This window comes from Streptomyces sp. NPDC001904, assembly GCF_040297005.1.
Taxonomy (GTDB): Bacteria; Actinomycetota; Actinomycetes; order Streptomycetales; family Streptomycetaceae; genus Streptomyces.
Genome location: NZ_JBEOYI010000046.1, coordinates 1 through 19,852 on the forward strand (window position 1 = coordinate 1; position 19,852 = coordinate 19,852).

Consider the following 19,852-nt stretch of genomic DNA (forward strand, 5'->3'; position numbering starts at 1 on the left):
GCCGATTTCCTCGGGGTCTTGCTTCGCTTTCCGGCCTTTCGGCTTTCCGGCGAGTCCGACTCTATCAGATCCTTTCGGGCCTGATTCCCAGTCAGCGGGCTTTGTCTTTCCGGCTGTTGGGCCGTTCCGACGTCCCAGACTTTAGCGGATTCCCTCTTCGATGACTAATCGAGGCGGAATGTGAATTCGGGCGTGCCGAAATCAATCCCGGAGGGAGACCGTGCTGGTGGTGGGGTGCCGCGTGAGCGGCGGAGGTGCTGCCCTCGGCCGTGGTGGCCGGACAACTCGCAGGACTCTACGCCACCCGCGCCGGTAGTACAAAAGCGGGGCCCGTGCGAACGATCGCACGGGCCCCGCCGCAGGTCAGAGCGGTGTTCGGAGCGGTGTTCAGGCTCCGACGGGCTCCTTCGTCCCGCCCCCGCGCGGCTCGGGGACGTCCGAGCGGGAGTCGTCGTCCGCGCCGGAGTCGAGGAGCGTGCGCTCGTCGAAGGGGAGGTCGCCGGCGAGGACCCGCTTGACCCGGTCGCGGTCCACCTCTCCGGTCCAGCAGCCGATCAGCAGCGTGGCCACCGCATTGCCCGCGAAGTTCGTCAGGGCGCGGGCCTCGCTCATGAAGCGGTCGATGCCGATGATGAGGCCGACCCCGTCGACCAGGCCCGGCTTGTGCGACTGGAGGCCGGAGGCGAGGACCGCGATGCCGGAACCGGAGACGCCGGCCGCGCCCTTCGACGCGATCATCATGAAGAGGAGCAGGCCGATCTGCTGGCCGATGCCCATCGGCTGGTCCATGGCGTCGGCGATGAAGAGGGACGCCATGGTCAGGTAGATCATGGTGCCGTCGAGGTTGAAGGAGTAGCCGGTCGGCACGGTGATGCCGACGACCGGGCGGGAGACGCCGAGGTGCTCCATCTTCGCGATCAGGCGCGGCAGGGCCGACTCCGAGGAGGACGTCGAGAGGATGAGCAGGAACTCCCGGCCGAGGTACTTCAGCAGCGCGAAGATGTTGAAGCCCGTCGCCATGCGCAGGATCGCGGCCAGCACGATGCCGACGAAGAGCGCGCAGGTGACGTAGAAGCCGATCATGATGGTGGCCAGGGCCTTGAGGGCGTCGACGCCCGTTTCTCCGATGACGGCGGCCATGGCGCCGAACGCGCCGATCGGGGCGGCCCACATGATCATGCCGAGGACGCGGAAGACGAGCTTCTGGATGTGCTCGATGCCGCGCAGCACCGGCTCGCCCGCCCGGCCCATCGCCTGGAGGGCGAAGCCGACGAGGAGGGCGACCAGGAGGGTCTGGAGGACCTCGCCCTCCGTGAAGGCGGAGACCAGGGTCGTCGGGATGATGCCCAGGACGAAGTCGACCGGGCCCTCGCTCGCGTCCTTGGCCGCCGCCTGGCCGACGTCCTTCGTGGCGTCGGTCAAGTGCATGCCGCTGCCGGGGTCGAGGATGTTGCCGACGATCAGGCCGATGGCGAGGGCGACCATCGACATCACGATGAAGTAGCCGAGGGCGAGACCGCCGACCTTGCCGATCTTGGCGGCCTTGCGGACCGAGCCGACGCCCAGCACGATCGTGCAGAAGATGATGGGCGAGATCATCATCTTGATCAGGTTCACGAAGCCCGTGCCGACGGGCTTGAGCTCCTTGGCGAAGTCGGGCCAGATGAAGCCGACGGCGACGCCGAGGAGGACCGCCACGATGACGGCGATGTACAGGTAGTGCGTGCGGTCCCGCTTCGCGGCGGGCTGCGCGGGCTGCGGGGCTTGGTCGGTGGTCGCGGTCCCGTTCTCGGCCACGGTTCCCTCCTGGCTGCTGACGACGGTGTCGGCGTACTGGGCTTGTCCCGGACTCGGCAGTGCGTGCGGCTCACGTCCTGCGGCTGCGGATCCCGGTGACTATCTCCCGGGCGGTGAGCACCGTCACCCTTCCGTTCATTTAGTTCCCGCTTGAACCGACGGGCAGACTGACCGCATGCGCTCCTTGCGTCTTCCCCGCCCCCGCAGCCTGGCCGGCCAGCTGTTCGCGATGCAGGTCGTGCTGGTCGCCGCCGTGGTCGCCGGGTGCGCGCTGTTCACGTATCTCAGTGACAAGAGGCAGGCGGAGACGTCGGCCAGGCGGCAGGCGACGGCCGCGGCGACGGCGGTCGCCGACGCCGTCTCGGTACGGGAGGCGATCACCGGGGACGCGGATCCGACGGCGCGGCTCCAGCCGTACGCGCTCGCCGTGCAGAAGCACACCGGCGTCGACTTCGTGACGATCATGAACACGGACGGGATCCGGTGGACGCACCCCACGACCAGGTACATCGGGCAGCGGTTCCTGGGGCACATCGGGCCCGCGCTGAAGGGGCGGACGTTCTCGGAGACGTACACCGGGACGCTCGGGCCGTCGGTGCGGGTGGTGACGCCGGTGTACGACCGTCAGAAGCGGGTCGTCGGGCTGGTCAGCGCCGGGATAACGATCGACGAGATCACGGCGCAGGCGCGCGGGCAGGTGCTCGCGGTGGCCGGGGTCGCGGGGGCCGCGCTGGTGGTCGGCGGCATCGGGACGTACGTCGTCAACGCGCGGCTGCGGCGCCACACGCACGGGATGAACGCCGGTGAGCTGAGCCGGATGCACGCCTATCACCAGGCCGCGCTGCACGCCGTGCGCGAGGGGCTGCTGATGCTCGACGGGCAGCGGCGGGTGGCGCTGATGAACGACGGGGCGCGGGTGCTGCTCGGGGTGGGCGACGGGGACGAGGTCGTCGGGCGGTCCGTCGCCGAACTCGGGCTGCCCGCGCCGCTGACCGGGGCGCTGCTCGCCACCGAGCCGCGGGTCGACGAGCTGCATCTGACCGCCGACCGGGTCGTGGTCGTCAACACCTCGCCGGTCACCAGTGAGGAGCGGCGCGGCACCGTCGTGACCCTGCGCGATCACACCGAACTCCAGGCGGTGATGGGCGAGTTGAACTCCGAGCGCGGGTTCACGCAGGCGTTGCGGTCGCAGGCGCACGAGGCGGCGAACCGGCTGCACACCGTGGTGTCGCTGATCGAGCTGGGCCGCGCCGACGAGGCGATCGAGTTCGCGACCGCCGAGCTGGAGCTGGCGCAGGCGCTGACCGACCAGGTGGTGGGCGCGGTGAGCGAGCCGGTGCTCGCCGCGCTGCTGCTCGGCAAGGCCGCGCAGGCCAATGAGCGCGGTGTCGAGCTGGTCGTCTCCGGTGACACCCGGGTCGAGGAGGTCGAGGACGGGCCGGGCGGGGCGCTCGGGCAGGTGCTGTCGGCGCGGGATCTCGTCACGGTGCTCGGCAATCTCATCGACAACGCCGTCGACGCGGCGCAGGGTTCGCCGCGCGCCCGCGTCACGGTCACCGCCCGCACGGAGGCGGACGGGCTGTTGCTGCGGGTGGCGGACTCAGGGCCGGGGGTCGATCCGGCGCATGCCGACGCGGTGTTCGAGCGCGGCTGGTCGACCAAGCCGGCCGGGCCGGGCGGGCGGGGTCTCGGTCTGGCTCTCGTACGGCAGGCTGTGGCGCGCGGGCATGGCACGCTCGCTCTGGACCGGGATGCGGGCGGGGGCGCCGCGTTCACCGTGCGGATGCCGTTCGCCGTCGGCGCGGGGGCCGACGGGGTGCCGGGTCCGCGCGGTGGTGGGACCACGTCGGCGGCGACTGCGCCGACGTCCGATGCGAAAGGCAGTACCTCATGAGCGACGACGCTGCCGAGTCCGGGCGCATCCGGGTCCTGGTCGTCGAGGACGATCCGGTGGCGGCCGACGCCCACACGCTCTACGTGGACCGGGTGCCCGGGTTCGTCACCGTGGCGCGGGCGCACACCGCCGCCGAGGCGCGGCGGGCCCTGGACCGGGTCGCTGTCGATCTGATCCTGCTCGATCTGCATCTGCCCGACGGGCACGGGCTGGCGCTGGCGCGGTCGTTGCGGGCCGCCGGGCATCAGACCGATGTGATCGCGGTGACCTCTGCGCGGGATCTGGCGGTGGTGCGGGAGGGGGTGTCGCTCGGGGTGGTGCAGTACGTGCTGAAGCCGTTCACCTTCGCGACGCTGCGGGACCGGCTGGTGCGGTACGCCGAGTACCGGACCAGTAGCGGGGAGGCGGCCGGGCAGGACGAGGTGGACCGGGCGCTGGCCAATCTGCGGTCGCCGGCGCCGGCCGCGCTGCCGAAGGGGTTGAGCGGGCCGACACTCGAGCGGGTGACGCACACCTTGCGGGAGGCGGCGCCCGAGGGGGTGACGGCGGCTTCGGCCGCCGAGGCCGTGGGGATCTCGCGGATCACCGCGCGGCGGTATCTGGAGCATCTGGTGGACTCGGGGCGGGCCGGGCGCAGTCCTCAGTACGGGCAGGTGGGGCGGCCCGAGCTGGTGTACACGTGGAAGTAGGTCGCGCAGGTCTCCGCGGCCCCCTGCACACCCATTGACCCTGCTCGACCCGGACCGTACGTTCACGGGCAGCCACGCGCGGCAACGCAGCCCGCGACGGTCCGTAGGAGGTCGTGCCCGTGCGCCCCACCGCCCCGCTCCTGACCGCCACCGCCCTGCTCCTGGCCGCCGGAACCCTCACCGCGTGCGGCGGTGGCTCCGGCGGCGACGCGAACACCGTGAAGGTCTCGTACAAGCAGTCCACGGACAACATGAGCAAGGTCCCGGACACCTATCTGACCGCGATGAAGAAGCAGTTTGAGAAGGCCAACCCGGGCAAGAAGGTCGAGCTCGTCCCGATCAAGGCACCGGACGCCGAGTACTACACGAAGCTCCAGCAGATGCTCCGCTCCCCCAGAACGGCGCCCGACCTCGTCTACGAGGACACGTTCCTGGTCAACTCCGACATCACCAGCGGGTACTTGAGGCCACTGGACAAGTACCTGGACGCGTGGCCGGACTGGGACCAGTTCATCGACACCGCGAAGACGGCCGCGAAGGGCCAGGACGGCAGGACGTACGGCGTTCCCGACGGCACCGACACCCGTGGCCTCTGGTACGACAAGGCCGTCCTGAAGAAGGCGGGCATCGCGACGCCCTGGCAGCCGAAGAACTGGGACGAGCTCCTCGACGCCGCCCGCACCATCAAGAAGAAGGTCCCCGGCGTCACCCCGCTGAACCTCTACACCGGCAAGGCGGGCGGCGAGCAGTCCACGATGCAGGGCTTCGAGATGCTGCTGTACGGCACGGGTGACGGCACCGCCGACCCGCTCTACGACAAGTCCTCGCAGAAGTGGATCGCCGGGTCGAAGGCGTTCAGGGACAGCCTGTCGTTCGTCGAGACCGTCTACAAGGAGAAGCTCGGCCCCGACGTCTCCGACGCGCTCGACCCGAACATCGGCACCACCGTCCGCGGTGAACTCCTGCCCCAGGGAAAGATCGGCATCGACCTCGACGGCTCCTGGCTCCCGCAGGACTGGATCGAGGGCGCCGGGCACGCCTGGCCGCAGTGGTCGCGGAAGCTGGGCCTCGCCCACATGCCGACCCGGAGCGGGCAGGCGCCCGGCAAGGTCTCCATGTCCGGCGGCTGGACCTGGGCGATCCCCGCCAAGGCGGCCCACCCCGACCTCGCCTTCGACTTCATCAGGACGATGCAGACGAAGGAGAACGCCCGGCGCTGGTACATCGCCAACTCGGGCATCGCGGTCCGCAAGGACGTGGCCGCCGACCCGGCGTACGTGAAGGCGCAGCCCGGCATCGAGTTCTTCACGGATCTGGTGGGGTCGACCCACTACCGGCCCGCCTACCCCGCGTACCCGAAGGTGTCCACGGCGATCCAGGAGGCCATGGAGTCGGTGACGACCGGCGACGCCTCGGTGGACGAGGCGGCAGCCACGTACGACGACCAGCTGAAGACGGCAGCGGACGGCAAAGTTGTCACGCGGCCCTGAGCGGCCCAGGGGGCGGGCGGTGCTCCGGGCCCTCCCCCTGGCCCCGGCCACCGTCGTCATGGCCCTCTTCCTGGCCGGCCCCATCGCCTACTGCGTCTACATCGCCTTCACCGACCTCCAGCTCACCGGCCAGGCCGCCTCCTCCTTCGTCGGCTTCGACAACTTCACGGCCGCGTTCCACGACGACGCCTTCCTGAACGCGGTCAGGCTCACCCTCGTCTTCACGTTCCTGTCGTCGATCGTGGGCCAGAACACCCTGGGCCTGGCTCTCGCGGCGCTGATGAAACGCGCCTCGAAACCGGTGCGGACCGTCACCGGCGCCGTGGTCGTCACGGCCTGGGTGCTGCCGGAGGTGGTCGCGGGGTTCCTGCTGTACGCGTTCTTCCGCCGCGAGGGCACCCTCAACGCGATCCTCGACCAGCTCGGACTCCCCTCCCAGAACTGGCTGTTCACGCTGCCGATCCTGGCGGTGTCGTTCGCGAACGTGTGGCGCGGCACCGCGTTCTCGATGCTCGTCTACTCGGCGGCGCTCGACGAGATCCCGGCCGAGATCACCGAGGCCGCCGAGATGGACGGCGCGAACGCGTGGCAGCGCCTGTGGCACGTCACCCTGCCGATGATCCGGCGCTCCATCGGCACGAACCTGATGCTGAACACGCTGCAGACCCTGTCCGTCTTCGGCCTGATCTGGGTGATGACCCGCGGCGGGCCGAGCAACCGCAGCCAGACGCTCCCGCTGTTCATGTACGAGCAGGCGTTCCAGAAGAGCATGATCGGCTACGGCACCGCGGTCGCCCTGCTCCTGCTGGTCGTCGGCTCCCTGTTCTCGGTGGTCTACATGCGCCTGTTGCGCTCAGAGCCGTGAGACGGAGGCACCCGTGACCCGCCGCTCCACCCGCAACCGGCTCACCGCCGACACGGCCCTCGCCGTCGTCCTCGTCGCCTTCGGTCTGCCGCTCGCCTGGGTGGTGCTGTCCTCGCTCGACGCCGACGCGAACCTGCGGGTGAAGTGGCCCGCGCACGCCACGTATCGCAACTTCGACGCGGTGCTCACCCCGGAGATCACGTTCACGCCGCTGCTCAACAGCCTGATCCTGTGCGGCGGGGCGACGGCGCTGACGGTGGCGTGCGCGGCGCTCGCCGCGTATCCGCTCTCGCGCTACCGCTCCAGGCTCAACAATCCGTACCTGACGACCATCCTGTTCGCGACGTGTCTGCCGATCACGGCGGTCATGGTGCCGGTGTACGCGCTGTTCGTGCAGGTGAACCTGATCGACACGATGGCGGGCACGATCTACTTCTTCGCCGCCTCCCAACTCCCTTTCGCCATCTGGCTGATGAAGAACTTCATGGACGGTGTGCCGAAGGAGCTGGAGGAGGCGGCCTGGACCGACGGGGCGGGCACCTTCCAGTCGCTGCTGCGGATCGTGCTGCCGCTGATGGGGCCCGGCGTCGCCGTCGTCACCGTCTTCTGCTTCGCCATGATGTGGGGGAACTTCTTCGTCCCGTTCATGCTGCTGCTCTCCCCCGACCAGCTGCCGGCGTCGGTGAGCATCAACGACTTCTTCGGCAACCGCGGGACGGTCGTCTACGGGCAGCTCGCCGCGTTCTCGATCATCTACTCGACACCGGTGATCCTGCTCTACGTCCTGGTGTCACGGCGGTTCGGCGGCGGCTTCGCGCTCGGCGGCGCGGTGAAGGGCTGACCCCCGTCCGGCACACCGCGCGGCACCTGTACGTTCCTACGATATGTCACGGGGGACGAACGCACCGTAGCCAAGCGGGCGTCGGCCCCCTACTTTGTGGCCGTGCAGCACAAGGCTCCGGCGAACCAGCCGACCCCGCCGTTCAACGCCCTCGCCGCCCGCCGCCTCCGTGAGGCGCTGGGGATGGCCCCGGGCCACGTCGCCTACGGAATGCGCGCCTCCTACGGGCTGGCGCACATCACCCCCGAGACCATCATCGCCTGGGAGCACGGTGACGCGACCCCGTCGGCCGGTGAACTGACCGCGCTGGCCGGAGCGTTGTGGTGCTCCCCGGGTGAGCTCATCGGCGCGCCGCGCACCCTGCGGGAGCACCGGCTCGCGCTCGGGCTCGCCCCGGAGGACGTGGCGCGGTTCGTGGGCCTGGAGATCCAGTCGTATCTGCGCATGGAGGAGACGGGCGAGTGGCGGGCCGGCGAGCGGCAGTCGTCGGCGCTCGCCGAGGTGCTGCGGCTCGACCCGCGCGCCTTCGCGACGGTCACCGGGCGGGACGGGCAGCTGGCGGAGCTGCTGCGCCGGGCGGCGACGACGCGCTGGCAGGCGTACACCAAGCCGCTGAGCCGGCTGATCCCCGTACCGCGGCGGGAGCTGGAGGACGTGCTGCACGAAATGCACCTGGAGTACCAGGCGTTGATGGCCGCGACCCTGAGCTGGGGCGGCGGCGCCTCGTCCGGGTCGGGGGACGCCGGGCGGGACTTCATGGAGCGGATCCTGGACGAGTTCTGGTCCAGGATCCGCGATCCGCGGCGGGGCTAGAAGACCGACTCGGCCTCGTCCATCCGGTCCTTCGGCACCGTCTTCAGCTCGGTGACGGCCTCGGCGAGCGGCACCATCGTGATGTCGGTGCCGCGCAGCGCGGTCATCCTGCCGTACTCGGCGCGGTGCGCGGCCTCCACGGCGTGCCAGCCGAAGCGGGTGGCGAGGACGCGGTCGTACGCGGTCGGGGTGCCGCCGCGCTGCACGTGGCCGAGGATGACGGGGCGGGCCTCCTTGCCGAGGCGCGACTCCAGCTCGTAGGCGAGCGCGGTGCCGATGCCCTGGAAGCGCTCGTGGCCGAACTGGTCGATGGCGCCCTTGCCGTAGTCCATCGTGCCCTCGGCCGGGTGCGCGCCCTCGGCGACGCAGATGACGGCGAACTTCTTGCCGCGCGAGAACCGCTCCTCGACCATCTTGACCAGGTCGGCCGGGTCGAAGGGGCGCTCGGGCAGGCAGATGCCGTGGGCGCCGCCGGCCATGCCGGACTCCAGCGCGATCCAGCCCGCGTGCCGGCCCATGACCTCGACGACCATGACCCGCTGGTGGGACTCGGCGGTGGTCTTGAGGCGGTCCATCGCCTCCGTCGCGACGCCGACGGCCGTGTCGAAGCCGAAGGTGCGGTCGGTGGAGGAGATGTCGTTGTCGATCGTCTTCGGGACGCCGATCACCGGGACGCCCGCGTCGGAGAGCATGCGGGCGGCGGTCAGGGTGCCCTCGCCGCCGATGGGGATGAGCGCGTCGAGGCTGCTCTTGTCCATCAGCTCCTTGGCGTTGTCGCACGCGGCGCGGAAGCGGTCGCGCTCCAGCCGGGACGAGCCGAGGATGGTGCCGCCGCGGGCCAGGATGCCGCTGACCGCGTTCAGATCCAGCGGGCGGAAACGGCCGTCGAGCAGGCCGGCGTAGCCGTCCTCGAAGCCGATGACCTCGTCTCCGTAGTGCGTGACGGCTCGGTGCACGACCGACCGGATCACTGCGTTCAGACCAGGACAGTCGCCGCCTGCGGTGAGAACTCCGATGCGCATCGTGCTGTGTCTCCTGCTCGCTTCTGGTTCGTCTGAGCCACTGCGATTCTTCCACGCTCCGCGCGACAACGCGTTCGCGCGGCCGTGGGAGAGGCGGTTCGGCACTTCTGGGGCGGGCACTGAGACCCTGGTGTTCAGGCCCTTTGTCCGGCGGGCGACTTAGCCATCCCCGGAGGTATTGTCAAGAGGGCAGAGCTATCGATACGGCCATGTTTGGCTCCCGGCGCGGACCCTCCGGTCCTGCTCAGGGGCCCTACGGAGGAAACGGAGAGCCCACGTGACGCGCAGCGTGTACGTGACCGGGATCGACCGGGGAGACGGCCGCCAGGTCGTCGAGCTGGGAGTCATGGAGCTGCTGACCCGGCAGGTCGACCGGGTGGGTGTCTTCCGTCCGCTGGTGCACGACGGCCCCGACCGGCTCTTCGATCTGCTGCGGGCGCGCTACCGGCTCTCCCAGGACCCGGCGAGCGTGTACGGGATGCAGTACGCCGAGGCGTCCACCCTCCAGGCCGAGCAGGGCACCGACGAGCTGGTGTCGCTGCTGGTCGACCGGTTCCACGCGGTGACCCGCGAGTACGACGTCGTGCTGGTGCTCGGCACCGACTTCGCCGACACCCAGCTCCCCGACGAGCTGGCGCTCAACGCCCGGCTGGCGAACGAGTTCGGCGCGTCCGTGATCCCGGTGGTCGGCGGCCGGAAGCAGACCGCGGAGTCGGTGCGCGCCGAGGTCCGCAACGCCTTCCGCGCCTACGACGGCCTGGGCTGCGACGTCCTCGCGATGGTGGTCAACCGGGTCCTCCCCGAGGACCGCGACGAGATCGACGAGCGGCTGGGCAACCGGCTGCCGGTGCCCTGTTACGTGCTGCCCGACGAGGCCGCGCTCTCCGCGCCGACCGTCGCCCAGATCACCCACGCGCTCGGCGGCACCGTGCTGCTCGGCGACTATTCGGGCCTGGCCAGGGACGCCCTGGACTTCGTCTTCGGCGGCGCGATGCTGCCGAAGTTCCTCAACGCGCTGACCCCGGGCTGCCTGGTCGTCACCCCCGGGGACCGCGCCGACCTGGTGGTGGGCTCGCTGGCCGCGCACAGCGCCGGCACCCCGCCGATCGCCGGGGTGCTGCTGACCCTGGACGAGCGGCCCGGCGAGGAGATCCTGAAGCTGGCCGACCGGCTCGCGCCCGGCACCCCCGTCGTCGCCGTGAGCGGCGGCTCCTTCCCCACCGCGGCCGAACTCTTCGCGCTGGAGGGGAAGTTGAACGCGGCGACGCCGCGCAAGGCGGAGACCGCCCTCGGCCTGTTCGAGCGCCACGTCGACACGGCCGGCCTGCTGCGCACCATCCAGGCGCCCTCCACCGACCGGCTGACGCCGATGATGTTCGAGCACAAGCTGCTGGAGCAGGCCCGCTCGGACAAGCGTCGCGTCGTGCTGCCCGAGGGCACCGAGGAGCGCGTCCTGCGCGCGGCGGACGTCCTGCTGCGCCGCGGCGTGTGCGACCTGACGCTGCTCGGCCCGGTCGAGCAGATCCGCAAGCGGGCCGCCGACCTCGGCGTGGACCTCGCCGACAGCGAGCTGATCGACCCGGCCACCTCCGAGCTGCGGGACCGTTTCGCCCAGGAGTACGCGCAGCTGCGCGCCCACAAGGGAGTCACCGTCGAGCTGGCGCACGACGTGGTGGCCGACGTGAACTACTTCGGCACGCTGATGGTGCAGGAGGGCCTGGCCGACGGGATGGTGTCGGGGTCGGTGCACTCCACGGCCGCCACCATCCGCCCGGCGTTCGAGATCATCAAGACCAAGCCGGACGCCGCGATCGTGTCGTCCGTCTTCTTCATGTGCCTGGCCGACAAGGTCCTCGTCTACGGCGACTGCGCGGTGAACCCGGACCCGAACGCGCAACAGCTCGCGGACATCGCGGCCCAGTCCGCCGCCACCGCCGCCCAGTTCGGCGTGGACCCGCGGATCGCGATGCTGTCGTACTCGACCGGCACCTCCGGCTCGGGCGCCGACGTCGACAAGGTCCGCGAGGCCACCGAGATCGTCAAGGAGCGGCACCCCGACCTGAAGATCGAGGGCCCGATCCAGTACGACGCGGCCGTCGAGCCGTCGGTCGCGGCCACCAAGCTGCCCGGCTCCGAGGTCGCCGGGCAGGCGAGCGTGCTGATCTTCCCCGACCTCAACACCGGCAACAACACGTACAAGGCCGTGCAGCGGTCGGCCGGCGCGATCGCCGTCGGCCCGGTCCTCCAGGGCCTGCGCAAGCCCGTCAACGACCTGTCCCGCGGCGCGCTCGTGCAGGACATCGTCAACACGGTCGTCATCACGGCGATCCAGGCCCAGACCCCCACCGAAAAGGCATCCGCCCAGTGACAGCCCAGTCCTCTTCCGCCACCCGCGGCACCCGCGTTCTCGTTCTGAACTCCGGCTCGTCGTCGGTCAAGTACCAGCTCCTCGACATGGCGACCCACGAACGGCTCGCGGTCGGCCTGGTCGAGCGGATCGGCGAGGAGACCTCCCGCCTGAAGCACACCCCGCTGGCCACCGGCGGTGACGCCCGCGAGCAGAACCGGCGGATCGCCGACCACGCCGAGGCGCTGAACGCGGTCGCCGACGAGCTGGCGGCGGACGGGCTCGGCCTGGACTCCCCCGAGCTGGCCGCGATCGGCCACCGCGTGGTGCACGGCGGCCTGAAGTTCACCGAGCCGACCGTCGTCGACGACGCCGTGCTGGCCGAGATCGAGCGCCTCATCCCGGTCGCGCCGCTGCACAACCCGGCGAACCTGACCGGCATCCGCACGGCCGCGGAGCTGCGCCCGGACCTGCCGCAGGTGGCCGTCTTCGACACCGCGTTCCACACGACGATGCCGGAGTCGGCGGCGCGCTACGCGATCGACGTGGCCACCGCCGACGAGCACCGGGTGCGCCGCTACGGCTTCCACGGCACGTCGCACGCGTACGTCTCCCGCAAGACGGCCGAACTGCTCGGCAAGGACCCCTCCGAGGTCAACCTGATCGTGCTGCACCTGGGCAACGGCGCCTCCGCGTCGGCCGTGCGCGGCGGTCGGTGCGTGGACACGTCCATGGGGCTCACCCCGCTGGAGGGCCTGGTGATGGGCACCCGTTCAGGAGACGTCGACCCGGCGGTCATCTTCCATCTGATGCGGGTGGGCAAGATGTCCCCGGACGAGATCGACATCCTGCTGAACCAGAAGTCGGGTCTGGTCGGGCTGTGCGGCGACAACGACATGCGGGAGATCCGCCGCCGGATCGACGAGGGCGACGAGGCCGCACGGCTCGCCTTCGACATCTACATCCACCGCCTGAAGAAGTACATCGGCGCGTACTACGCGGTGCTCGGCCGGGTGGACGCGATCGCCTTCACGGCCGGGGTCGGCGAGAACGCGGCGCCGGTGCGCGAAGCTGCGGTGGCCGGTCTGGAGGAGCTGGGCCTGGCGGTCGACGGCGAGCTGAATTCCGTACGTTCCGACGAGGCCCGGATCATCTCGCCGGAGTACGCCCGGGTCGCTGTCGCCGTGGTGCCGACGGACGAGGAGCTGGAGATCGCGCAGCAGACCTACGCGCTCGTCGGGGACGCCCGTGACCGCAACGCCTGAGCGCCCCTCCGCCCATTTGTAGATTCCGCCAGACGGAATATTCCGTAGCGAAACAAACCGATAGGATCGCCCCCATGCGCCGTTCCAAAATCGTCTGCACGCTGGGCCCCGCCGTCGACTCCGAAGAGCAGCTCGTCTCGCTGATCGAGGCCGGCATGAGCGTGGCCCGCTTCAACTTCAGCCACGGCACGCACGCCGAGCACCAGGGTCGCTACGACCGTGTTCGCGCCGCCGCCGCGAAGACCGGCCGCGCGGTGGGCGTCCTCGCCGACCTCCAGGGCCCCAAGATCCGTCTGGAGACCTTCGCCGAGGGCCCCGTCGAGCTGGTGCGCGGTGACGAGTTCACCATCACCACCGAGGACGTCCCGGGCGACAAGTCGATCTGCGGCACGACGTACAAGGGGCTGCCGGGCGACGTCTCGCGCGGTGACCAGGTCCTGATCAACGACGGCAACGTCGAGCTCAAGGTGATGGACGTCGAGGGCCCGCGGGTCAAGACGATCGTCATCGAGGGCGGTGTCATCTCCGACCACAAGGGCATCAACCTGCCCGGCGCGGCCGTCAACGTCCCGGCCCTGTCCGAGAAGGACATCGAGGACCTGCGCTTCGCCCTGCGGATGGGCTGCGACATGGTCGCCCTGTCCTTCGTGCGCGACGCCAACGACGTCAAGGACGTCCACAAGGTGATGGACGAGGAGGGCCGCCGGGTCCCCGTCATCGCCAAGGTGGAGAAGCCGCAGGCCGTCGCCAACATGGAGGGCGTCGTCGCGGCGTTCGACGCGGTGATGGTGGCCCGTGGCGACCTCGCCGTCGAGTACCCGCTCGAGAAGGTCCCGATGGTGCAGAAGCGCCTCGTGGAGATGTGCCGCCGCAACGCCAAGCCGGTGATCGTCGCGACCCAGATGATGGAGTCGATGATCACCAACTCGCGCCCGACCCGCGCCGAGGCCTCCGACGTGGCGAACGCGATCCTGGACGGCGCCGACGCGGTCATGCTGTCCGCCGAGTCGAGCGTGGGCGCGTACCCGATCGAGACCGTCAAGACGATGTCGAAGATCGTCCAGGCGGCCGAGGAGGAGCTGCTCTCCAAGGGCCTGCAGCCGCTCGTCCCGGGCAAGAAGCCGCGCACGCAGGGCGGTTCGGTCGCCCGCGCCGCCTGCGAGATCGCGGACTTCCTGGACGGCAAGGCGCTGGTCGCCTTCACCCAGTCCGGCGACACCGCCCGCCGGCTCTCGCGCTACCGCGTCTGCCAGCCGATCCTGGCCTTCACCACGGACGAGGCCACCCGCAACCAGCTCTCGCTGACCTGGGGCGTGGAGACGTACGTCGTCCCGCACGTGGACTCCACCGACGCGATGGTCGACCTCGTCGACGCCGAGCTGGTGAAGCTCTCCCGCTTCAACGACGGCGACACCGTGGTCATCACCGCCGGTTCGCCCCCCGGCGTCCCCGGCACCACGAACATGGTCCGGGTGCACCAGCTGGGCGGCAGCAACTAGCCGTCCCGCAGAGCAATGCGCCGAGGGCGCCTCCTGTACGAGACAGGGGGCGCCCTCGGCGTTGTGCGGCTCCCGGAGGGGTTCTCGGTACGGTCAGCCGTTCTCGACCGTGGTGTGCAGCCCGGGGACGTGCAGGGTGCCGCCGAACTGCGCGGCCTGCGTGACCTTCACATTGGTGAAGTACAGGATCGGCAGGTTGATCGGCGGCGGGTTGTCGGCGTTGAACGTCATGGGGATGAGCCCGAGCAGATTGCCCGACAGCTCTTCCGTGTACATGATCGTCTTGCCGTCGCGGATGGTGGACGTGGAGCCCTTGTCCGCACGGATGTGGAAGTACTTTCCGTTCGGCCCCGAGGCGATCTGGTGCAGATTGCCGATGTCGGTGCCGTTGGAGATGACGTACTTCATGACCCGCTTGGTGCTGCCGTCGGCCATCCGGACGTCGACCAGGCCCTGGTAGTCCGCGCCCTTGAGCAGGAGCGAGCTGGCCTCCAGCCGCCACGTGGTGTCCGGGAGCTGGGCGGGCGTGTCCTCGTTGGCCCCCGCCTTGTCGGTCGCCGCCTCGCAGTCGTCCGGCAGCTCGGTGGAGCTCGGCGACGGAGTGGCCGACGAGGCGTCCTCCAGAGCCTTGGCGGCCTTGTCGGTCGCCTTGTCGGCCTCGCTCTCGGCGCCCTTGACCGCGTCGCCGGCCTTGTCGGTCGTGTCCTTGACCGTGTCGCCCAGCTTGTCGGTCGTGTCCTTCACCGGGTCGTCACCGGTGTCGGCGGACCTGGTCGCCGAGGCGGACGGGCTCGGGGTCGGACTGGCCGACTCCTTGTCCTTCGGGGTGAAGAGGTCCTTGAGCGCGTCGCCGACGCCCAGCGGGTCGAGCGGGTTCTTGGTCTCCGACGCGGAGGGCGACGGGGTCGCCGTGTCCTTGCTCTCGGAGTCGGAGTCCGCGGAGCCGGTGGTGGCCCCCTTGTCCGCGGAGGCGGAGGGCGACGGTGTCGGCTCCGCCTTGTCGTCCGTCGACTTGTCCGAGCCGGAGTCCTCGGAGTCCGACGCGTCGTCGCTCTTCGACGCGGACGCGGAGGGCGACGGCGTCGCCTCCGGGGTGTCCTTGCCGTCCTTCGCGTCCTGCTGGGCCTCCACCGCGTCCGCGCACGCCTTGTAGTCATCCGCGGAGATCCCGGTGGGGTTGTCCTTGGCGGCGGCGAGCGTGGGCGTCAGGCCGAAGCCCATGAGTACGGCCGTGGGCATGGCCGCGATGGCTATCGCCTTGCCCGCGGGCATGTGCAGCCTGGTGAACAGATGCTTTCTCGGTGCTGCATGCCGCGGCCCGGTTCTCGCACGGGACTCTCCAGGAGAGTCCTCGTGGTGCACCTCGTCAGCCGGCACGGTGCCTCCCGTTCGTCCCATTGTCCGGGTTCGTCCCTGACTCGTCGTCGTTTGCGCCCGAGACCCGGTAGGTGGCACCCGCGACCGGGGGCGCGACCGGCGCTCCCAGATCGGGCTCCACCGCGTGCTCACCGCCCGCCGCGGCCACCGTCCCGGTCTCCTCGCCAGGCCGTCCCGGCGCCCAGGCGATGCCGAGGGCACCACCGATCAGCGACAGCAGGAAGCCGATGACGAAGCCACCGAAGTTGGAGACCACCAGGGAGACAAGGGCGAGAAGAATCGCCGCCACGCCCGCGAACACCCGGGAGTGCGGCTGGAACCACATCGTCAGACCGAGCACGACCAGCAGTACGCCGATGATGAGCGATCCCGCGCCCGCCGTCGTCGCCATGCGGATCGTCATGGAGCCGAGCGTCAGGTTCGCGTACGGGAAGTACATGATCGGGATGCCGCCGAGGATGGCCAGCAGACCACCCCAGAACGGGCGCTGACCGCGCCACCCTCGGAACGATTGGCGCGTGTGACCAAGCTTGGTGCCCGATCCTGCGTGCGCTTCGGCGCTCATGTCGTACAGCTCCTCGGGAATGGCGTTGTTCTGTGGTGATGATCGCTGCCCGGTGACGGGCACGGGGACGGCCCGGAGCGATCCCCGCGCGTCCCCGCGCCCGGCCGTTCAGCGCATCAAGTGCCGGCCCCCGGACCCGCGTTCGGGTCCATGTGGCCTAGTAGCACTCGTGCTGGCCCTTCTGGACGCTCATCTTGAGGCCCGAGAGCTTGAAGGTGCCGGCGGTGGTGGCCCACGCACGCTGCTGGACGTTCTCGAAGTGCACCGAGTCGGCCTGCTGGGCGAACGCGTTCGGGTCGGCCTTGTCGCCCTGGTGGATGCCAGGGCCCTTGGCCGCGTCGCCCGCCGCCACACCGATGTCGATGTTCTTGAAGGTCGCGTCGGCCTTCAGGTCATCGGCGTCGATGTAGAGGGTCTTGGCCTGGACCGGGTTGTTCTTGTCGGAGCCGGCCGACAGCTTCATCGACACGTCGCCGAAGACCGGGACGGGGACAACCACCGACTGGCAGAGGTTGTTGATCGTCGCGGACTTCATACCGACGACGGCGACGGGGTGGGCACCCGTCTTACCGGTGTCGAGGGCGCCGTACTGGACGAAGCCCTTGCCGTCGAGAGAGTCCGCCGTCACCTTGAACGACTGACCCGACACACTGAACGATGCCGCAAGCGCACCCTGGGACAGGGCGACACCTATCGCGGCAGTCGCCGCGACGCTCGGCACCATGACTACGGCGAACCGCTTCCATCTGGTTCCGCCACGAGTCACGGACTTCATGACTGTTCCTCCTTCTCGGACGTACATCTCCGGCCCTGACTGCCCCTTACGGCGGCTCAGCCGGGCAGGGATGGGAGAAGTGCTACGTCCTCGGGAAGGAGAGCGCCCGCTTCGGAGGCGGATAAGTCAACCGCACCCTGATCACCGGCGATCACCCCCGAGCGACAACCACTGGTCGCACCTGAGCCATCACGCGCAACCTGCCGGACAGGCTCAGCCACTGGCTGAGACCCCCCTGTCCAAAGACCGACGGCGCTCCCCTGGTTCACCGTCGACCTGCCCGGTGGGGACCCCTGAGCCCCGCAGTCCGAGTGGCTGTCGGACGAATGGGGAGTGGACCGAGCGTGCCCGATCGTGGTGCATTCCCGGCGCTCGCACAAGGGGGTTCGTTACTCACGGGTAACGGACGGATAACCACGATGCGACCGCCCGGACTCGAACGGCGACGCAGGGTGCAGCGCGGCCGGCTTCCAGAGCGGTTGAATCCGGTACGTACCCGGACAGAAGAAGGGCTTTGACTTACTCCAAGTAACAGCGGCCGCGATTACCAAGTTTTGGTAAAGCGCGGCCGCTGTGAGCCCCTGAGGACAGAACTTTCACCCCGGCACCACATGCCGTGGCGTTTAGGAACAGGTCACTGACGGCTCAGAAGAGAACCCGGGCCAGAGCCGTACGCGCCGTGGTCACACGCGGGTCGTCGCCCCCGACGACCTCGAACAGTTCGAGCAGGCGGACCCGCGCCGTGTCACGGTCGTCGCCGGCCGAGCGGGCCACCGTGTCGACGAGGCGTCCGAAGGCGTCCTCGACATGACCGCCGACGAGGTCCAGATCGGCGGCCGCGACCTGGGCCTGCACGTCACCGGGGTTCTGCGCGGCGTCCGTGCGCACCTTCTGCGGGTCGAGACCCTGGACGCGCTGGAGCAGTTCGGCCTGGCCGAGGCCGAGCTTGGCCTCGGTGTTGCCGGGGTCGTCCGACAGCACGTTCTTGTACGCCTGGACGGCGCCGGCCATGTCACCGGCGTCAAGGGCCTGGACGGCCGCTTCGAGGAGCGCGTCGTACGGGCCGGCCGGAGCCTCCACGACCGGCGCGGCGGCCTCCGCATCCGGGTCGACCGTGATGCCGACGAGCCCGAAGCGCTCCTCGGCGACCTGGATCAACTGGTCGAGGGTGCCGCGGATCTGGGCCTCGGGGGCCGCGCCCTGGAAGAGGGGCAGCGCCTGCCCGGCGACGACGGCGAAGACGGCCGGGATCCCCTGGACCCCGAACTGCTGCATCAGCATCTGGTTGGCGTCGACGTCGATCTTGGCGAGCACGAAGCGGCCGTTGTACTCGGTGGCGAGGCGCTCGAGAAGGGGGCTCAGCTGCTTGCAGGGCTCACACCACTCGGCCCAGAAGTCGATGACGACGGGCACCTCTGTGGAGCGCTGCAGTACATCGCGCTCGAAGTCCGCCTCACTGACGTCGATGACGAGGCTCGACGGCGACACGGCGCCGCCCCCGCCCTGCCGGGCCGATTCGGCGCGGGCCTGCTCGGCCTTCGCCTTGGCCTCCTGGGCCGCCTTCACCGCGGCGAGGTCGACGACTCCGCTCATGGACATGTTCCGTGGCTGCATGCGTACAGTCTCCCCCTTCCGCGGACGGTTGTGGGCCGGGTCCGGCTCCGAGTGCCTCCCGCCGGATTGCGAGACGCAATAAGAGACACGGAGCGGACTCGGCCGGGTGCTTCTGCGCCGGGTCCCCACCCGGCACCAGTGGTTGCCGCTCGTCGTGGCCGACCGGGGTGCAGATCCGGGAGACCGTACGAGTTCGAGCTTTCGCTACGAGTCGTAGCGTAACTGCCGCGGGGGATGCGCGGGGTGCACTCTCCGGTGATCTGGCTCACCCGGAACGGTCGATCCGCTTCTTGACTACCGGCCGGTATGGTCGCGTCCATGCAGAGCCGCACTCCCTCCCCCTCCGGCCGCCCGGGCCGGCCTCGGTCCGCCACGGCGGACGAGGCGATCCTGGAGGCGACGCGCGAGGCTCTGGTGGAGCTCGGCTGGTCCAAGCTGACCCTGGGCGACGTGGCGACGCGGGCCGGTGTCGCGAAGACGACGCTGTACCGGCGCTGGGCCGGCAAGAACGAACTCGTCGTCGACGCGGTCGCGGTCCTCTTCGATGAACTCGTCCTGCCCGACAGAGGTTCCCTCGCGGCCGACATCGAAGGAGTGGTGCTGCAGTTCGCGGCGCTGCTGGACCGGCCCGAGACCAAGACGGCGCTGATGGCGGTGGTCGCCGAGTCGACGCGGGACGCTCCGCTGCGGGAGCGGATCCGGACCTCGATCGTGGACCGGCAGAAACGATTGGTGCTGGAGGGGCGGGCCCGGGCCGAGCGGCGCGGGGAGTTGCCCGTCGCGGAGGATCCGTGTGTGGCCGCCGCGACGGCCGACCTCATCTTCGACGTCGCCGCCGGGGCCGTGGTGCACCGGACGCTCGTCAGCGCCGAGCCGGTGGACGCCGAGTGGGTGCGTCGGTTCACGGCGCTGCTGGTCGGGGGGTTGTCGGCGGCGGCCGACTAGCGCACCGGTCCTTCGTCTGCGGCTCCGGTGGGGGCGGGTCGCGCAGTTCCCCGC

16 protein-coding genes are annotated in these 19,852 nt (G+C 70.1%); 10 read left to right on the forward strand and 6 right to left on the reverse strand.

Annotation, left to right across the window (positions count from 1 at the left end):
• Positions 1–387 precede the first annotated feature (387 nt).
• Positions 388–1,797, reverse strand: a complete 1,410-nt coding sequence (locus ABT127_RS37625) for a cation:dicarboxylate symporter family transporter (RefSeq protein WP_351460535.1) — start codon at positions 1,795–1,797, stop codon at positions 388–390.
• Between the two features lie 175 nt (positions 1,798–1,972).
• Between ABT127_RS37625 and ABT127_RS37630 the strand changes: the two genes are divergently transcribed.
• The 6 genes from ABT127_RS37630 to ABT127_RS37655 all read left to right on the forward strand — a co-directional run bounded on the left by ABT127_RS37630 (position 1,973) and on the right by ABT127_RS37655 (position 8,389).
• The gene (locus ABT127_RS37630; protein ID WP_351460538.1) at positions 1,973–3,691 is read left to right on the forward strand and encodes a sensor histidine kinase; all 1,719 of its coding nucleotides are present in this window, start codon (positions 1,973–1,975) and stop codon (positions 3,689–3,691) included.
• Entirely contained in the window at positions 3,688–4,380 is a 693-nt protein-coding gene (locus tag ABT127_RS37635; RefSeq protein ID WP_351460540.1) for a response regulator, read from the forward strand. Before ABT127_RS37630 ends, ABT127_RS37635 begins: the two co-directional genes overlap by 4 nt.
• A 119-nt stretch (positions 4,381–4,499) precedes the next feature.
• Positions 4,500–5,870: an extracellular solute-binding protein gene (locus ABT127_RS37640; RefSeq protein WP_351460543.1), complete on the forward strand. Its 1,371-nt coding sequence runs from the start codon at positions 4,500–4,502 to the stop codon at positions 5,868–5,870.
• Between the two features lie 58 nt (positions 5,871–5,928).
• Positions 5,929–6,735 (forward strand): carbohydrate ABC transporter permease, encoded by an 807-nt coding sequence (locus tag ABT127_RS37645; protein ID WP_351460603.1) that lies wholly within the window; start codon positions 5,929–5,931, stop codon positions 6,733–6,735.
• Between the two features lie 13 nt (positions 6,736–6,748).
• Positions 6,749–7,576, forward strand: a complete 828-nt coding sequence (locus ABT127_RS37650) for a carbohydrate ABC transporter permease (protein WP_351460546.1) — start codon at positions 6,749–6,751, stop codon at positions 7,574–7,576.
• A gap of 102 nt (positions 7,577–7,678) precedes the next feature.
• Positions 7,679–8,389, forward strand: a complete 711-nt coding sequence (locus tag ABT127_RS37655; protein ID WP_351460548.1) for a helix-turn-helix domain-containing protein — start codon at positions 7,679–7,681, stop codon at positions 8,387–8,389.
• Here ABT127_RS37655 and ABT127_RS37660 read toward each other — a convergent pair.
• Positions 8,386–9,411: an ATP-dependent 6-phosphofructokinase gene (locus tag ABT127_RS37660; RefSeq protein ID WP_351460551.1), complete on the reverse strand. Its 1,026-nt coding sequence runs from the start codon at positions 9,409–9,411 to the stop codon at positions 8,386–8,388. The two genes, ABT127_RS37655 and ABT127_RS37660, sit on opposite strands and share 4 nt — an antisense overlap.
• 277 nt (positions 9,412–9,688) lie before the next feature.
• On the opposite strand from ABT127_RS37660, the gene pta reads away from it, so the two are divergent.
• From pta to pyk, 3 genes are all read left to right on the forward strand, one after another.
• Positions 9,689–11,779, forward strand: a complete 2,091-nt coding sequence (gene pta / locus ABT127_RS37665; protein ID WP_351460553.1) for a phosphate acetyltransferase — start codon at positions 9,689–9,691, stop codon at positions 11,777–11,779.
• Positions 11,776–13,023 (forward strand): acetate kinase, encoded by a 1,248-nt coding sequence (locus ABT127_RS37670; protein WP_351460556.1) that lies wholly within the window; start codon positions 11,776–11,778, stop codon positions 13,021–13,023. Before pta ends, ABT127_RS37670 begins: the two co-directional genes overlap by 4 nt.
• 74 nt (positions 13,024–13,097) lie before the next feature.
• Positions 13,098–14,522 carry a pyruvate kinase gene (pyk, locus tag ABT127_RS37675; RefSeq protein ID WP_351460558.1) on the forward strand — a complete coding sequence of 475 codons (1,425 nt, stop codon included), beginning with the start codon at positions 13,098–13,100 and terminating at the stop codon, positions 14,520–14,522.
• 93 nt (positions 14,523–14,615) lie between these two features.
• On the opposite strand, the gene ABT127_RS37680 is transcribed toward pyk, so the two are convergent.
• The 4 genes from ABT127_RS37680 to ABT127_RS37695 form a co-directional block, all read right to left on the reverse strand.
• Entirely contained in the window at positions 14,616–15,794 is a 1,179-nt protein-coding gene (locus ABT127_RS37680) for a prolipoprotein diacylglyceryl transferase (protein WP_351460561.1), read from the reverse strand.
• 94 nt (positions 15,795–15,888) lie between these two features.
• Positions 15,889–16,464: a DUF6114 domain-containing protein gene (locus ABT127_RS37685; protein ID WP_351460564.1), complete on the reverse strand. Its 576-nt coding sequence runs from the start codon at positions 16,462–16,464 to the stop codon at positions 15,889–15,891.
• Positions 16,465–16,621: 157 nt separating this feature from the next.
• Positions 16,622–17,239 (reverse strand): DUF6230 family protein, encoded by a 618-nt coding sequence (locus tag ABT127_RS37690; RefSeq protein WP_351460566.1) that lies wholly within the window; start codon positions 17,237–17,239, stop codon positions 16,622–16,624.
• A gap of 645 nt (positions 17,240–17,884) precedes the next feature.
• Positions 17,885–18,853, reverse strand: coding sequence for a tetratricopeptide repeat protein (locus ABT127_RS37695; RefSeq protein ID WP_351460569.1), 969 nt, complete (start codon positions 18,851–18,853; stop codon positions 17,885–17,887).
• A gap of 318 nt (positions 18,854–19,171) precedes the next feature.
• Between ABT127_RS37695 and ABT127_RS37700 the strand changes: the two genes are divergently transcribed.
• Positions 19,172–19,798: a TetR/AcrR family transcriptional regulator gene (locus ABT127_RS37700; protein ID WP_351460572.1), complete on the forward strand. Its 627-nt coding sequence runs from the start codon at positions 19,172–19,174 to the stop codon at positions 19,796–19,798.
• Positions 19,799–19,852: the final 54 nt, after the last annotated feature.

Coding starts and splice junctions, on each gene's coding strand:
- ABT127_RS37700 (WP_351460572.1), top strand. CDS start 19,172: ATGCAGAGCCGCACTCCCTCCCCCTCCGGCCGCCCGGGCCGGCCTCGG.
- ABT127_RS37630 (WP_351460538.1), top strand. CDS start 1,973: ATGCGCTCCTTGCGTCTTCCCCGCCCCCGCAGCCTGGCCGGCCAGCTG.
- ABT127_RS37685 (WP_351460564.1), bottom strand. CDS start 16,464: ATGAGCGCCGAAGCGCACGCAGGATCGGGCACCAAGCTTGGTCACACG.
- ABT127_RS37660 (WP_351460551.1), bottom strand. CDS start 9,411: ATGCGCATCGGAGTTCTCACCGCAGGCGGCGACTGTCCTGGTCTGAAC.
- ABT127_RS37695 (WP_351460569.1), bottom strand. CDS start 18,853: ATGCAGCCACGGAACATGTCCATGAGCGGAGTCGTCGACCTCGCCGCG.
- ABT127_RS37690 (WP_351460566.1), bottom strand. CDS start 17,239: ATGAAGTCCGTGACTCGTGGCGGAACCAGATGGAAGCGGTTCGCCGTA.
- ABT127_RS37680 (WP_351460561.1), bottom strand. CDS start 15,794: ATGCCCGCGGGCAAGGCGATAGCCATCGCGGCCATGCCCACGGCCGTA.
- ABT127_RS37635 (WP_351460540.1), top strand. CDS start 3,688: ATGAGCGACGACGCTGCCGAGTCCGGGCGCATCCGGGTCCTGGTCGTC.
- ABT127_RS37645 (WP_351460603.1), top strand. CDS start 5,929: ATGGCCCTCTTCCTGGCCGGCCCCATCGCCTACTGCGTCTACATCGCC.
- pyk (WP_351460558.1), top strand. CDS start 13,098: ATGCGCCGTTCCAAAATCGTCTGCACGCTGGGCCCCGCCGTCGACTCC.